The following is a 12,991-nucleotide window of genomic DNA, read 5'->3' on the forward strand; positions in this document are numbered from 1 at the left end:
ACCCACGGTGTTCGACGATCGCAGCCCGATCTATCTCCAGATCGCGGACCAGATCAAGAACGACATCGTCACGGGTGCCCTCGCCGAGGACGAGCAGGTCATGTCGACGAACCAGTACGCGGCGTTCTACCGGATCAACCCCGCCACCGCGGCCAAGGGCTTCGCCCAACTGGTCGACGAGGGCGTGCTCTACAAGAAGCGCGGGATCGGCATGTTCGTCAGCCCGAACGCCCGGGAGTTGCTCCGGACCGGCCGGCGGGACTCGTTCTTCGCCGAGGTGGTGGATCCGATGATCCGCGAGGCCGACGCGATCGGGGTTCCGCTGGCCGACGTCGTCAAGCACATCCAGAACAAGGACGGTGAACAGTGAGCGGGCTGGGAGTGACTACCGAGAACCTGAGCGTCAGGTTCGGCGGCGTGCCCGCCCTGGACGGCCTGGACCTGCGGCTGGCGCCGGACAAGATCCACGGCCTGCTCGGCCGCAACGGGTCCGGCAAGAGCACGCTCGCCGCCACCCTGTCCGGGTTCCGCCGAGCCGACGCGGGCCGGGTCCTGCTCGACGGCGGTGACCTGGGCGAGCCGCGCGAGCCGTACGAGGACGCGGTCGTGACGAGCCGGATCTGCCTGATCCGCGAGTCCGGTGACCTGGTCGCCTCCGAGCCGGTCAGGCACGTGCTCGACCTGGCGAGCAGCCTCCGGCCGTACTGGAGCGCCGACCTGGCCGGAGAGCTGCTGGACAGGTTCGAGATCCCGGTCCGCAAGAAGGTGCAGAAGCTGTCGCGGGGCAAGAAGTCCGCGCTCGGCGTGGTGCTGGGACTGGCCAGCCGGGCGCCGCTGACGATCTTCGACGAGAGCTATCTGGGCATGGACGTGCCGTCCCGGAACCTCTTCTACGACGCGCTGCTCGCCGACTACAGCGAAGTACCGCGGACGATCGTGCTGTCCACCCACCTGGTCAGCGAGGTCAGCGCGCTGCTCGAAGAGGTGGTCATCCTCGACAACGGCAAGCTGGTCACCCAGTCGCCGGTCGACGCGCTGCGTGGTCGCGGCGCCTCGATCGTCGGGCCGGTTGCGGCCGTCGACGAGTTGACCAGCGGCCTCACCGTGCTCGCCGAGCAGCGGCTCGGTGGCACCAAGTCCACCACCGTGTTCGGCGACCTGGACGACCCGTTGCAGGCGAAGGCGCGCTCGGCCGGACTGGAGATCGGCCCGGTCGGCCTGCAGGAACTGTTCGTCCATCTGACCGGTTCGACGGCTGCGAAGGAGAGCGACCGATGACCGCAATCATAAGCCGACCCGGCGCCGCCACCCTGCCCGGCCAGGTCACCGCGATGCTGCGCCTTCGACGGGTACTGCGGGCCATGGTGATCGGCCTGCGGCCGATGGTCGGTGGGTACTGGCTGGTGATGCTGCTGGCCTTTCTGGGCGGCGGAATGATCGCGCAGTTGGTCTCCGGTGGAACCGACCACAGCATGTGGGACTACGGCACCCAGTCGCCGAAGTACTTCTCCGCGGCGATCGGCATCACGCTGACCCCGGCGCTGTTCGCGCTGATGGTGGCGCACGGCGTCACCCGGCGGATGTTCGCCGTTGCCTGCAGCATCTTCCTGACCGGCGCGGCGGCCGCCACAGCGCTGGTCTGGGTCCTCGCCTACCAGGTCGAGCGCGGTATCTACGACGTGGCCGGCCTGACCCAGGCGCTGGACAACCCGCACCTGTTCACCAGGACCACGCAGGTCGGACTGATCTTCACCGAGTTCTTCCTGCTGATCCTGGCCCACCAGGCCGCCGGCTGGCTGATCGGCATCGGCTTCTACCGGTTCGGTTTCTGGAAGGGTCTCGCGCTGCTGCCACTCGGCCTCGTGCCGGCAGCCGCCGCGGAACTCCTGCTGGTCGCGCAGTGGCTCGCCGACGCCCTGGAGAGCACCGGCTACGACCGTCCACCGCTGGCCGTCGCCGTACCGGGAGTGCTCGCCGTCAGCGCGCTCAGCCTGTACGCCGGCTACCTGCTGATCCGTCCGATGGGACTCAAGCCCGCCAAGGGCTGACGGACCTCAAAACCACACCCTGCGGTCCATAGGGAGGCTTCACCATGCCCGAAAACGACACCGACCTGGTCGTCGTCACCAACCTGCGCAAGACCTACGGCGCCACCGTCGCCGTCGACGATGTCTCGCTGACCGTCCACCCGGGCGAGATCTTCGGCATCCTCGGCCCGAACGGCGCCGGCAAGACCACCACCGTCGAGTCGATCGCCGGACTCCGTACGCCGGACGCCGGCACCGTCCGGGTGGTGGGCCTGGACCCGCGCAAACGGCGTACCGAGATCACCTCGCTGATCGGCGTGCAGCTCCAGGCGAGCGAGCTGCCGGAGAAGATCAAGGCGCGGGAGGCGCTCGAGCTGTACGCGTCGTTCTACCCGAACCCCGCGGATCCGGCCGACCTGCTCGAGCGGCTCGGCCTGACCAAGGTGCGGAACACCGCGTTCGCCAAGCTGTCCGGCGGTCAGAAGCAACGGCTGTCGATCGCGCTGGCGCTGATCGGCAACCCGCGGATCGCCATCCTGGATGAGCTCACCACCGGCCTCGATCCGCAGGCGCGGCGGGACACCTGGGAACTGGTCAAGCAGATCCGCGACTCCGGCGTGACGATCATCCTGGTCACCCACTTCATGGAGGAGGCCGAGTACCTGTGCGACCGGATCGCCATCATCGACAACGGCCTGGTGGTCGCGCTGGACACCCCGGCCGGGCTGATCGAGGCGGCTCGGTCCGGGCAGCGGATCACCTTCCGGGTCCGCGGTGAGCTCGACGACGCGATCCTGAAGGCGCTGCCGGCGGTCGACTCCGTCCAGCACGACGGCGACCGTGTCGTTGTCACAGGCAACGACGACCTGCTGGTCGCCGTCGTCACCGTACTGGCCGGCCGCGGTCTCGCGCCGGTCGACCTGCAGACCGAACGGACCACGCTCGACGACGCGTTCCTCGCGTTGGCGGGCCGCGACTTCGAAGGAGCGCGGCGATGAGCCAGACCCTGACCCTGACCCGGATCGAGACCAAGCTGTTCGTGCGCGAATGGGCCGGACTGTTCTTCGTCTTCGTCCTGCCGATCGGCCTGCTGACGGTGTTCTCGCTGATGAACACCGGTGACGACGGGTCGGACGGCGTTCCGGTCAGCTTCCTGCCGACGATGGCGATCGGCATCGGGATCGCCATCCTCGGAATGGCCACGCTGCCGATGATCCTGGCCGGCTACCGGGAAAAGGGCATCCTGCGCCGGCTGGCGACCACGCCGGTCCGCCCGGTCAAACTCCTGGTCGCGCAACTGCTGCTGCACCTGGCGGCGGGGCTGGTGGTGATCGGCCTGATCATCGGTCTCGGCTCGCTCGCCTTCGACGCCGAACTACCCGGCTCATCGCTGCGGTTCACTCTGGCCGCCGTGCTGTACTGCGTCGCGCAACTCTCGATCGGCGTCCTGATCGCGGGGCTGGTGTCGACGGCGAAGGGTGCCGGCGTCGTCGGCAACATCCTGCTCTTCCCGAGCATGTTCTTCGCCGGCGTCTGGACCCCGGGCGACCTGATGCCGGAGTCGATCCGCTGGCTCCGGGACATCACGCCGATGGGTGCGGGCATGACCGGCATGCAGGAGGCGTGGGCAGGTCACTGGCCGGGGATGATCCACGTCGTGGCCATGCTCACCGTGACCGCCGCCTGCGTGGGACTGGCCGCGAAGTTGTTCCGCTGGGAGTGAGGACGGCGCCCAGATGAGCAGTGTTATGCACAGGGGGTGTGCATAACCTCGGCTGTTTCTGTGGATGGTCGCGCACTCACTGTGGACGACACGCTCAAGGTCGCGAATTGCCCGAACCTCTTTGTCAGAAAGGCTTGTGCGTGCACGGCCCGAGGGGTAGAAATGTCGACACGCTGTTCTTCAGGGAACGGCGGGTCGGACGGAAACCGAGGACCCTAGCGGTGGGGATCCCCACCGAGGTAGACCGGTGACGGGGTCTGCCGGACCCGACGGACCGTTCGGGAGGCTGGAGACGTCACTTTCCTTCAGCTATACGTGGGCCCCTCCGACTCATACTCGGAGGGGCCCACTTTTTCGTGGTCAACGAAACTGGCCGGTGCCCGAATCCGGGCACCGGCCAGTCGATGGTGGAACGTTCAGCGAAGTGTGATCCGCAGCGACGAGGACCCGCCGCGGGCAGCCACCTGTACTTCGGTGCCGCGCGTCGTCGTGACCAGCTTGTACTGCGTACTCCGGCCGTCGAGCGACACCGCCTTCACCGTCGCGCCAGTCGGCAGAACAGCTCCGATCGTCACGGTCGCCCTGATGCCCTTGACCCGCAGATCGGTCCGCAACACCTTGTTTACAAGGCTTGCCGACACATCCACGGATCCGCGGCCGAGCTTGATGTTGCTACCAGCCACCTTCTGCTGACCACCCGGAAGCTGCGGGATCACCGCCAGCCGGCCGTGGCCGAGATCCGGATCGACGCCCAGTTGCTGGTGCACGACCGGCCACAGTACGCCGTACGCGCCCCAGGCCTGCAGGTTCATCGAGCGGTCGTAGAACGGCCGGCCGATGTTGGCCGGCGAGTCCGGCGACGGCGCGATCTCCGGCATCGCGCCCGGCGTCTCCCAGACCGTCGGGTCGAGCTGGATCCGGGCGTTGCCGGTGGTGTAGACCTGCTGCTGGTTCTCGCCCAGCCGCCCGAAGTTGCCCTCCGCAACCGCCATGATCGAGGTGTTCAGCGAGAAGATGCTGCGCTCGCTCTTCACCGCGGAGACGACGGTGTCGCAGGACGGACCGGGGTTGCCGGCCGGATCGGCGGTCGGTCCGGTGCCGGTGTGGAACAGGCCGAATTCGCCTGTGTAGCAAGGCTTCTCGCGCTGGTCCAGAGCGATCTCGGCGTGCTCCGGCGAAGCCAGCGGAGAGGTCGGCTTGCCCGGGCGGACCAGCTCGGCCTCCATCGGCGTCACGCCGGTCCAGTGCCGCTGGAAGATCGGCGTGTTGTCGTTCGCGGGGTTGGCGGGGTCGTCGATCGAGTCGGCGTACCCGAACGCCTCGGCGACCCACCACTGGGTCTCGAACCGCTTCTCCAGGTCCTCCGCCTTGGCCGTCGCCCACTGCTGGGTCTGCCGGTCACGCCGCGACGCGGCCAGGTCGGCGAGATCGCGCAGCCCGCGCGCGAGGTACACCGTGCTGTCGAGTTTCTCCGAGCCCATTCCGCTGCGCTCGACGTTCGCCAGGCCCTCGAGCCAGCCGTCGTTGTCCTTGTCGAGTTCGCGGTAGACGTACTGCAGGTTGCGCACGCTGAAGTCGTACATCTCGTCGCGGAACCGGTCGTCACCCGTCCACCGCCACAGCAGCGCGACGATGCTCGGGAACTTCACCGTCTCGTCGGTGTTGCCGGCGCTCTGGTTCGAGCCGAAGTACACGTCGCCGGTGTGGACCACCTCGTGCACGACCTTGCCGCTGCGGTTGTTGAGCAGGTCGCTCACGTCGCGCAGCGCCCGGAGGTGTTGCTTCACCGTGTCGAACTGGCCGGCCGCGACCGCGGCGTACGAGGTGTACTCGCCGTCGGTGGCGAACAGCCACGGGTAGTCGGGGAAGCCGGCGCCGAAGAAGCGGGCGCTGTCGACCGTACCGGCCGGCGCCGGGTAGTCCTTGCCTTCGTTGACGTCGCGGATCTGCAGGTCCCGTGCCTCCTGGACCGAGTCGGCCAGGTTCTGCTTGCTCCACTCGACGCTCTGCTGCAGTAGCCGGTCACCAGGCAGGTCCACCGAGGTCATCGCGTCGATCGCCGCACGGTCCTGCTTCTTTGCCCGCAGCAACTTCTCGGGGTTGCTGATGGCCTTCCTGTACTCGCGTTGCGCCTCGGCCTTGCTCAGGTCCGAACCGGCGACCGCGAACCAGACGGTCGTGCTCTTGCCGGGCTTGAGGCCGACGTCGTAGGTGAGGCGGCCACCGGTGCCCTTGCCGAACAGGCTGTCGTCGCAGCGGGCGGGCGTCGTACCCTCGGCCGGGCAGATCACCGCCGGGTCCTGCGGGCCGCGGTGGTTCGCGCCGAGCGCGTGACTCGCCGGGCGCAGGGACGACCCGACGAGAGCGTTGTAGTCGTGCGCCGCGAAGTTGGGGAAGGGCGGGGTGCCCTGATCGCGGAACTGGAGCGTGCCGTCGGCGTACGAGCCGGTGTCGGGCAGGTTCACCTGCGCGGCGTTCGGTGTCGTCCAGCCCCACGGGTAGGACGGCATCAGTTCGGAGTGCGCGTCGACGTCGAGCTTGACGGTTCTGGCTGTGCTCGACTTCAGCGTCAGTCCGACCACGGTGGCGCGGACGCCGTCGGGCACGAAGTCGGTCCGCTCGACGCTGACGTCACTGGGGTAGCTGATCCGCTGGTAGCCATGGCCACTGGTGTACTTCGCGGCGGCGACGTCCTTGCCGAGCCACGCACCGTCGACGCCGAACCAGATCCCGTCGAGCAGCTTGAGCGGCTGGGTCCAGATACCACCCATCTCACCGCGGATGTGCCAGCCGGTCGCGGGGTAGAGGCCGGCCTCGTCGCCCATCGCGTAGGCCCGATCGCCGACGACCAAAGACCTCCGGTCAGCCAGCCGAGTCGATTCCGACAACTCACTTGCGTTCTGTACTGCGGGTTGCGGCGTCGCGGACCCGACTTGATCGGCGATCGCCGTCGAGGGGATTCCGGTGAGGGCGAGCGCTGTTGCTCCGGCGATCAGCCCGGCAGGAACCGTGGTACGTCTTCTGGTTGGTCGACTTCGTCCGACAGGGCGGGGTGTCATGACGGTGTACCTCCTTCTGGCGGTGCGGTTGGGCGCGCCGCCTGCGTCAGCCCGGGGCTGAGCTGCCCCGGATCACTAGTTCGGGTTGCAGGAGTCGTTCGGTGGAGACGCCCGGGGTGGCCGGGGTGGTGAGGATGTCGATCAGCTCGGTGGCGATCTGGTCCATCGGCTGCCGGATGCTGGTCAGCGCCGGCGACACCACCGAGGCGAGCGGCGAGTCGTCGAACCCGGTGACGGCGACGTCCACCCCGGCGGTCAGTCCGCGCCGGGTCAGCTCGCGGAGCGCGCCGAGCGCGAGAATGTCGCTGATGGCAACGATCGCGTCGACGCCGGGGTCCGCGTCGAGCAGTTCGGCGGTGGCGCGGGCACCTTGGTCAATGGTGTCCTCCAGGCAGCGGACGGCCAGGCTGGCGTCCGTCGGCAGGCCGAGCTCGCGGCAGGCGGCGCGCCAGCCGCTCAGGCGGTCCTCGGCCAGGCCCGAGGTCTTCGGCCAGCTGAGGAACGCGATCCGCCGGCGCCCGGTCTCGTGCAGATGCCGGACGGCTGCGGCGCAACCACCCGCGCCGTCGACATCGACGTACGGGCCGGGCTGGGTGGTCTCCTTCCAGACCCGGCCGAACGAGACGAACGGGATCTGCTGCTCCTTGAGCCAGCCGTGCCGGGGGTCGTGGGTCTCGGTCTGCGAGAGTACGAAGCCGTCCACCAGCCGCCGGGCGTGCAGGTCCTCGTAGACCGGCATGCCCTCGACCCCGACGGGCGCGGTGAACAGCAGGATGTGCCGGCCGCTGGTCTCGGCGGCGGTGCAGAGCGCATGCAGGAACTGGTCCATCACCAGGTGGGCCTGACCGTCGGGCCAGCTCGGTACGCAGTACCCGATCAACTCGACAGCGCTGGTGCGCAGGCTGCGCGCGTTACGATTGGGGCGGTAGTTGAGCAGCTCGATCGATTTGGTGACCCGCTGCAGGGTGTCCGGGCGGAGCCGATGAGGCGCGTTCAGGGCGTTCGAAACCGTCTGGACCGACACCTCCGCGTGAGCGGCAACCTGCTTCAGCGTAGCCATCAGACACCTCCGCTGGAGAAGACCGTTTGAACGTTAAAACGCCCCCGCAGTCTCGCCGCCGAACCCCTTCCGTGTCAACGGTTCAGTGGTTGGTGGTGGTCAGGAGAGGTGGGGTGGGCCGGCTCTGAGGATGGCTTCGGCTTCGGAGCGAGGTCCGGGGGCGATCCAGCGGCCCCACCAAGTGGCTCCGGCCGCGGCGAAGGCGGCGGCGTCTCCGCCGCTCACCTTGACATCGAAACCGCCCGGCTCGGCGCCGCGTTCTCGAAGGAGCAGGCGGACGTCATCCGGCGTGAGCTTCTGCGGCGCGGCCGGGGTGCCTTTGTAGGCACAGGAACCGTCCCACCGAGAGATTCTCCGGCGAACAGCCGGGAAGAGAAGGTTGCCTCCGACCCAGATTGGGATGCGCGGTTGCTGCAGCGGTCGCGCGGTGAGCTGAGCACCGTCGAGGCGGTAGTGCTTGCCGTGGAAATACACCGGCTGACCGGTCCACAAGGCGGAGATGATCTCCAAGGACTCATCCAGCTTCTCGGCCAGCACCCGAGGAGCCGCCGGCTCTCCCCATGGGTCGTTGGGGTCGCCGATTCCAACTCCGAGGACGAGGCGTCCACCGGACAGGTGATCCAGGGCGACGGCTTCGGCGGCGAGCTTCCAGGGGTGGCGGCGTGGTACCGGCGTGACCGTTGTACCGAGGGTGATCGCCGACGTCGCGGTCGCCATCGCGGCCAGGCAGATCCACGGATCGTACGTCGGCTGGGACGCGTCGCCCTGGTAGACGAGGTAGTCCTCCAGGAAGACGGCGTCCCAGCCGCAGTCCTCGGCCATGCGCGCGAGCTCGGCCAGGCCGCGGGGATCGCGACCAGGCCCAACCGCTCCGAACGTCACCGAGAAACGCACGAACTTCAAGCTAGTCAGCGCCACCGACAGAAACGCCGAAGCCCGTTGGGTGGCGACGGGCCGGACGACGCCGAAGGGTGTCGGTGATGCGGACTGGCCGACGTCAGGCCGCGTGGCCGCCGTCGACGCTCAGTTCGGTGCCGGTGACGTAGGAGCCGCCCGGACCAGCCAGGTAGAGCACCGCCGCCGCTACGTCGTCGACGGTGCCGAAGCGGTCGAGAGCGAGGAAGCTCCGCTGACCCGCCGCGAACGGCCCGTCGGCCGGGTTCATCGCGGTGTCGGTCGGCCCGGGCTGGACGACGTTCGAGGTGATCCCGCGACTGCCGAGTTCGCGGGCCAGGCCCTTGCTCAGGCCGACCACCGCCGACTTGCTCATCGCGTACAGCGTCATCCCAGGCCCGGTGTTCCGGTCCGCGATGCAACTGCCGACGTGGATCATCCGGCCGCCGTCAGCCAACAGCGAGGCGGCGGCCTGCGCGGCGACGTACACGCCCCGCACGTTGATCGCGAGCACCCGGTCGAGGTCCTCGACGGCGACATCGGTAATCATGCCCATCGCGCCCACCCCCGCGTTGTTGACGAAGATGTCCAGCCCACCCAGTACGTCGGTCGCCCGGCCGACCGCCGCGCTCACGGCGGCCGCGTTGGCGGCATCCGCCTGGATCGCGAACCCCCGCCGCCCAGCTGCCTCGATCTCCTTCACGACGGCTGCCGCGTCATCGGGGGAGCTGTTGTAGGTGACGGCGACATCGGCCCCTCGGTCGGCCAGGGCGATCGCGGCGGCGGCGCCGATGCCGCGGCTTCCACCGGTGACGAGGGCCAGCTTTCCGGTCAGTTCGGTCATGATTCGAGCAACCACTTTCTCGTTGTCCTGCAGGGGTTTTCGTTGTTCCAGTCCAGCACCGGACCGGCGACCGGGCTGGCGGAAACGCGACGCCGGGTCCTGACGTCGTTTTTCCGCTGAACCTCGATGGCGCAAAACCGCTGGAAACTGTCGGCGGCGGCAGCGATGCTGGAGCACGTGTATGAATGCGTCGAGCGGTGCGTGCGGGCCGTCCAGTCGAAGGACGCCCGGTTCGACGGGTGGTTCTTCACCGCTGTCCTGACCACCAGGATCTACTGCCGGCCGAGCTGCCCGGTGGTGCCGCCGAAGGTGAAGAACATGCGGTTCTACCCGAGCGCCGCGGCCGCCCAGCAGGCCGGGTTCCGCGCCTGCAAGCGGTGCCGCCCGGACGCCAGCCCCGGATCGCCGGAGTGGAACGACCGGGCCGACCTGGTCGCTCGCGCGATGCGGTTGATCGGTGACGGCGTGGTCGACCGCGACGGCGTACCGGGCCTCGCGACCCAACTCGGGTACAGCGTTCGCCAGGTGCAGCGGCAACTGCAGGCTGAGCTCGGTGCCGGTCCGCTCGCGTTGGCGCGGGCTCAGCGGGCGCAGACGGCGCGGCTGCTGATCGAGACGAGTTCGCTGCAGATGGCCGATGTCGCCTTCGCGGCCGGGTTCTCCAGCGTGCGGACGTTCAACGAGACGGTTCAGGAAGTGTTCGCGCTATCGCCGAGCGAGTTGCGCAGCCGGGCCAAGGGCGGCGCCACCTCGACCGCGCCGGGCACGATCTCGCTGCGGTTGCCGTTCCGGGCGCCGCTGACTCCGGACAACCTGTTCGGCCACCTCCTCGCGACCGGGGTGCCGGGCGTCGAGGAGTGGTACGGCGGCGCCTACCGGCGGACGCTGCGGCTGCCGCACGGGCACGGCGTGGTCGCGCTGAAGCCGATGCCGGACCACATCGCCTGCCAGTTGTCGCTCACGGACCAGCGCGACCTGGCGATCGCGATCAGCCGCTGCCGGCGGATGCTCGACTTGGACGCCGACCCGATCGCGGTGGACGAGCAACTGCGGCTCGACCCGCTGCTGGCTCCGCTGATCGAGAAGGCGCCGGGCCGCCGGGTACCGCGAACGGTGGACGGCGAGGAGTTCGCAGTACGGGCTGTGCTCGGGCAGCAGGTGTCCACGGCTGCTGCGCGGACTCACGCGAGCCGGCTCGTGCAGGCGTACGGCGAGCCGATCGAGGATGTGGCGGGTGGGTTGACCCACCTGTTCCCGCGGATGGAGGCGCTGGCCGAGCTCGATCCCGAGACGCTCGCCTTCCCGAAGTCCCGGCGGACGACGCTGACCACGCTGATCGCGACCCTCGCGGCCGGGGCGATCGACCTCGGCGCGGGCAGCGACTGGGACAAGGCCCGCGCGCAACTCGCGGCCCTGCCCGGCATCGGTCCGTGGACGGTGGAGTCGATCGCGATGCGGGCGCTCGGTGATCCGGACGCCTTCGTGGCCAGCGATCTGGGCATCCGCTACGCGGCTCGCGACCTGGGGTTGCCGGAGGCCCCCAAGGCTCTGATCGCGCACGCGCGGGCGTGGCGTCCTTGGCGTGCGTATGCCGTGCAGTACCTCTGGGCCACCGGAGACCATGCCATCAACAAGATCCCAGCGACCGCGGAGTGAGATGACCGAGCTGACGACCGACCGCATGCTGCTGCGCCAGTGGAAGGACTCCGACTACGAACCGTTCGCCGCGCTGAACGCCGACCCGGCCGTGACGGAACACTTCGCCGGGCCGCTGACGCGCGAGGCCAGCGACGCGATGATCGACCGGGTCCGGGTCGCCATCGACGAGCGGGGCTACGGGTTCTGGGCGTTGGAGGTGATCGAGACCGGGCGGTTCATCGGCTTCACCGGACTGTCCGTGCCGAACTTCGAGGCGCATTTCCTGCCGGCGGTCGAGGTCGGCTGGCGGCTGGCGAAGGATGCCTGGGGCAACGGGTTTGCGACCGAGGCAGCCCGGGCGTCGCTCGCCTACGCGTTCGGGCCGGCCGGGCTGGACGAGGTGGTGTCCTTCACCACGACGACGAACACGCCGTCCCAGCGGGTGATGGAGCGGATCGGCATGACGCACGACGAGGCCGACGACTTCGACCACCCGAGGCTGGAGAAGGGGCACCGGCTCGAACGGCACGTCCTCTACCGGATCACCCGGGCGCAGTGGGAGGGCTGACGATGACTTACGCAGTGATGGACAGCCCGGTCGGACCGCTCACGCTGGTGGGGTCCGACGATGGTGAGTTGATGGGGATCTACCTGGAGCAGCATCGGCACCAGCCGCCGGTGGAGACGTTCGGGGAGCGCGACGACACGATCCTCCCGGACGTGGTCGAGCAGCTTCGCGAGTACTTCGAGGGCACGCGCACCACATTCGACGTACGGCTCAAGCTGGTCGGGACACCGTTCCAGCGGGAGGTCTGGGAGGCCCTGCAGGACATCCCGTACGGCGAGACCACGACGTACGGGGAGTTGGCCGTGCATCTGGGTAAAACCCCGCAGTCGTCACGGGCGGTCGGCCTGGCGAACGGGAAGAACCCGGTCAGCATCATCGTGCCGTGCCACCGGGTGGTCGGGTCGACCGGCAGCCTGACCGGGTACGGCGGCGGGCTCGACCGCAAGCAGCAGTTGCTCGACCACGAGCGGGCCGACGCGCTTTTCTGAGGTCGGCAAACAAAGTGCTCATTGGGTGAACACTTATCGGGCGCATGCTGTGGATATGAGCACACAGGTCAAGACCCCGCAGGTAGTCACCGACGACGAGGCCTTCGAGCCGGCCACGGTCGAGGAATGGCGCGAGTGGCTGGCGGCGAACGGGCGAACCCAGCGGTCGGTCTGGCTGATCGTTCACCGCAAGGGCAGCGCGACCGGCATCGACCTGGCGACGGCGGTCGAGCACGCGTTGTGCTTCGGCTGGATCGACAGCAAGACGCTCCGGCGCGACGGGCAGAGCACCTACCAGACCTTCACCCCGCGCAACCCGCGCAGCACCTGGAGCCAGGTCAACCGCGACCGGGTCGAGAAGCTGCTCGCCGAGGGACTGATGGAGGCACCGGGCCGGGAACTGATCGACCTGGCCCGGCGGATCGGCACCTGGGACTGCCTCGCCGAGGCGCAGAACGGCATCATCCCGGCCGACCTCCAGCTCGAGCTCGACCAGAACGAGGCCGCGGCGACCCACTTCGCCGCCTTCCCGCCCTCGTCCAAGCGGCGGATCCTCGAGTGGATCGCCCTGGCCAAGCGCCCCGAGACCCGCCTCCGCCGGATCGACCAGACCGTCACCCTCGCCACGGTCAACCAGCGCGCCAACCACTCGCGCTGACCCGACGGATCGCTTTCAGCTGGTGTGTTGCT

The 12,991-nt window shown here is 68.8% G+C and carries 13 protein-coding genes; 9 read left to right on the top strand and 4 right to left on the bottom strand.

What is annotated here, in order from left to right; genetic code table 11:
* The first annotated feature begins 7 nt into the window (after window positions 1-7).
* The 5 genes from ABD255_RS26130 to ABD255_RS26150 are packed head-to-tail and all read left to right on the top strand — an operon-like array spanning window position 8 to window position 3,750.
* Window positions 8-370, top strand: coding sequence for a GntR family transcriptional regulator (locus ABD255_RS26130; protein WP_344218445.1), 363 nt, complete (start codon window positions 8-10; stop codon window positions 368-370).
* A complete protein-coding gene (locus ABD255_RS26135; protein WP_344218447.1) occupies window positions 367-1,278 on the top strand; it encodes an ATP-binding cassette domain-containing protein in 912 nt (303 codons plus the stop codon). The genes ABD255_RS26130 and ABD255_RS26135 overlap by 4 nt, the downstream gene beginning before the upstream one ends.
* Window positions 1,275-2,048, top strand: coding sequence for a hypothetical protein (locus ABD255_RS26140; protein ID WP_344218449.1), 774 nt, complete (start codon window positions 1,275-1,277; stop codon window positions 2,046-2,048). The genes ABD255_RS26135 and ABD255_RS26140 overlap by 4 nt, the downstream gene beginning before the upstream one ends.
* 44 nt (window positions 2,049-2,092) lie before the next feature.
* A complete protein-coding gene (locus ABD255_RS26145) occupies window positions 2,093-3,025 on the top strand; it encodes an ABC transporter ATP-binding protein (protein ID WP_344218451.1) in 933 nt (310 codons plus the stop codon).
* A complete protein-coding gene (locus ABD255_RS26150; protein WP_344218453.1) occupies window positions 3,022-3,750 on the top strand; it encodes an ABC transporter permease in 729 nt (242 codons plus the stop codon). The genes ABD255_RS26145 and ABD255_RS26150 overlap by 4 nt, the downstream gene beginning before the upstream one ends.
* 416 nt (window positions 3,751-4,166) lie before the next feature.
* On the opposite strand, the gene ABD255_RS26155 is transcribed toward ABD255_RS26150, so the two are convergent.
* From ABD255_RS26155 to ABD255_RS26170, 4 genes are all read right to left on the bottom strand, one after another.
* Entirely contained in the window at window positions 4,167-6,809 is a 2,643-nt protein-coding gene (locus ABD255_RS26155) for a glucosidase family protein (RefSeq protein WP_344218455.1), read from the bottom strand.
* 46 nt (window positions 6,810-6,855) lie between these two features.
* Window positions 6,856-7,869 carry a LacI family DNA-binding transcriptional regulator gene (locus tag ABD255_RS26160; RefSeq protein WP_344218457.1) on the bottom strand — a complete coding sequence of 338 codons (1,014 nt, stop codon included), beginning with the start codon at window positions 7,867-7,869 and terminating at the stop codon, window positions 6,856-6,858.
* 99 nt (window positions 7,870-7,968) lie between these two features.
* A complete protein-coding gene (locus tag ABD255_RS26165; RefSeq protein ID WP_344218459.1) occupies window positions 7,969-8,763 on the bottom strand; it encodes an LLM class flavin-dependent oxidoreductase in 795 nt (264 codons plus the stop codon).
* 103 nt (window positions 8,764-8,866) lie between these two features.
* Window positions 8,867-9,607, bottom strand: coding sequence for an SDR family oxidoreductase (locus ABD255_RS26170; protein ID WP_344218461.1), 741 nt, complete (start codon window positions 9,605-9,607; stop codon window positions 8,867-8,869).
* Window positions 9,608-9,733: 126 nt separating this feature from the next.
* On the opposite strand from ABD255_RS26170, the gene ABD255_RS26175 reads away from it, so the two are divergent.
* From ABD255_RS26175 to ABD255_RS26190, 4 genes are read left to right on the top strand one after another with little or no spacing between them, the layout of a single operon-like run.
* Entirely contained in the window at window positions 9,734-11,263 is a 1,530-nt protein-coding gene (locus ABD255_RS26175) for an AlkA N-terminal domain-containing protein (RefSeq protein WP_344218463.1), read from the top strand.
* Between the two features lies 1 nt (window position 11,264).
* Window positions 11,265-11,813 carry a GNAT family N-acetyltransferase gene (locus tag ABD255_RS26180; RefSeq protein WP_344218465.1) on the top strand — a complete coding sequence of 183 codons (549 nt, stop codon included), beginning with the start codon at window positions 11,265-11,267 and terminating at the stop codon, window positions 11,811-11,813.
* 2 nt (window positions 11,814-11,815) lie between these two features.
* On the top strand, window positions 11,816-12,301 hold the full coding sequence (locus tag ABD255_RS26185) for a methylated-DNA--[protein]-cysteine S-methyltransferase (protein WP_344218467.1): 486 nt from the start codon (window positions 11,816-11,818) through the stop codon (window positions 12,299-12,301).
* A 55-nt stretch (window positions 12,302-12,356) separates the two neighbouring features.
* Window positions 12,357-12,959: a YdeI/OmpD-associated family protein gene (locus ABD255_RS26190; RefSeq protein ID WP_344218468.1), complete on the top strand. Its 603-nt coding sequence runs from the start codon at window positions 12,357-12,359 to the stop codon at window positions 12,957-12,959.
* Window positions 12,960-12,991 lie beyond the last annotated feature (32 nt).

The sequence above is a fragment of the Kribbella sancticallisti genome (assembly GCF_039530625.1).
In the GTDB taxonomy this organism is placed as follows: Bacteria; Actinomycetota; Actinomycetes; order Propionibacteriales; family Kribbellaceae; genus Kribbella; species Kribbella sancticallisti.

What these genes read in the sequence shown, in the direction of transcription:
- ABD255_RS26140 (WP_344218449.1), top strand. Translation starts at nt 1,275, where the DNA reads ATGACCGCAATCATAAGCCGACCCGGCGCCGCCACCCTGCCCGGCCAG.
- ABD255_RS26145 (WP_344218451.1), top strand. Translation starts at nt 2,093, where the DNA reads ATGCCCGAAAACGACACCGACCTGGTCGTCGTCACCAACCTGCGCAAG.
- ABD255_RS26150 (WP_344218453.1), top strand. Translation starts at nt 3,022, where the DNA reads ATGAGCCAGACCCTGACCCTGACCCGGATCGAGACCAAGCTGTTCGTG.
- ABD255_RS26155 (WP_344218455.1), bottom strand. Translation starts at nt 6,809, where the DNA reads ATGACACCCCGCCCTGTCGGACGAAGTCGACCAACCAGAAGACGTACC.
- ABD255_RS26160 (WP_344218457.1), bottom strand. Translation starts at nt 7,869, where the DNA reads ATGGCTACGCTGAAGCAGGTTGCCGCTCACGCGGAGGTGTCGGTCCAG.
- ABD255_RS26170 (WP_344218461.1), bottom strand. Translation starts at nt 9,607, where the DNA reads ATGACCGAACTGACCGGAAAGCTGGCCCTCGTCACCGGTGGAAGCCGC.
- ABD255_RS26175 (WP_344218463.1), top strand. Translation starts at nt 9,734, where the DNA reads ATGGCGCAAAACCGCTGGAAACTGTCGGCGGCGGCAGCGATGCTGGAG.
- ABD255_RS26180 (WP_344218465.1), top strand. Translation starts at nt 11,265, where the DNA reads ATGACCGAGCTGACGACCGACCGCATGCTGCTGCGCCAGTGGAAGGAC.
- ABD255_RS26185 (WP_344218467.1), top strand. Translation starts at nt 11,816, where the DNA reads ATGACTTACGCAGTGATGGACAGCCCGGTCGGACCGCTCACGCTGGTG.
- ABD255_RS26190 (WP_344218468.1), top strand. Translation starts at nt 12,357, where the DNA reads ATGAGCACACAGGTCAAGACCCCGCAGGTAGTCACCGACGACGAGGCC.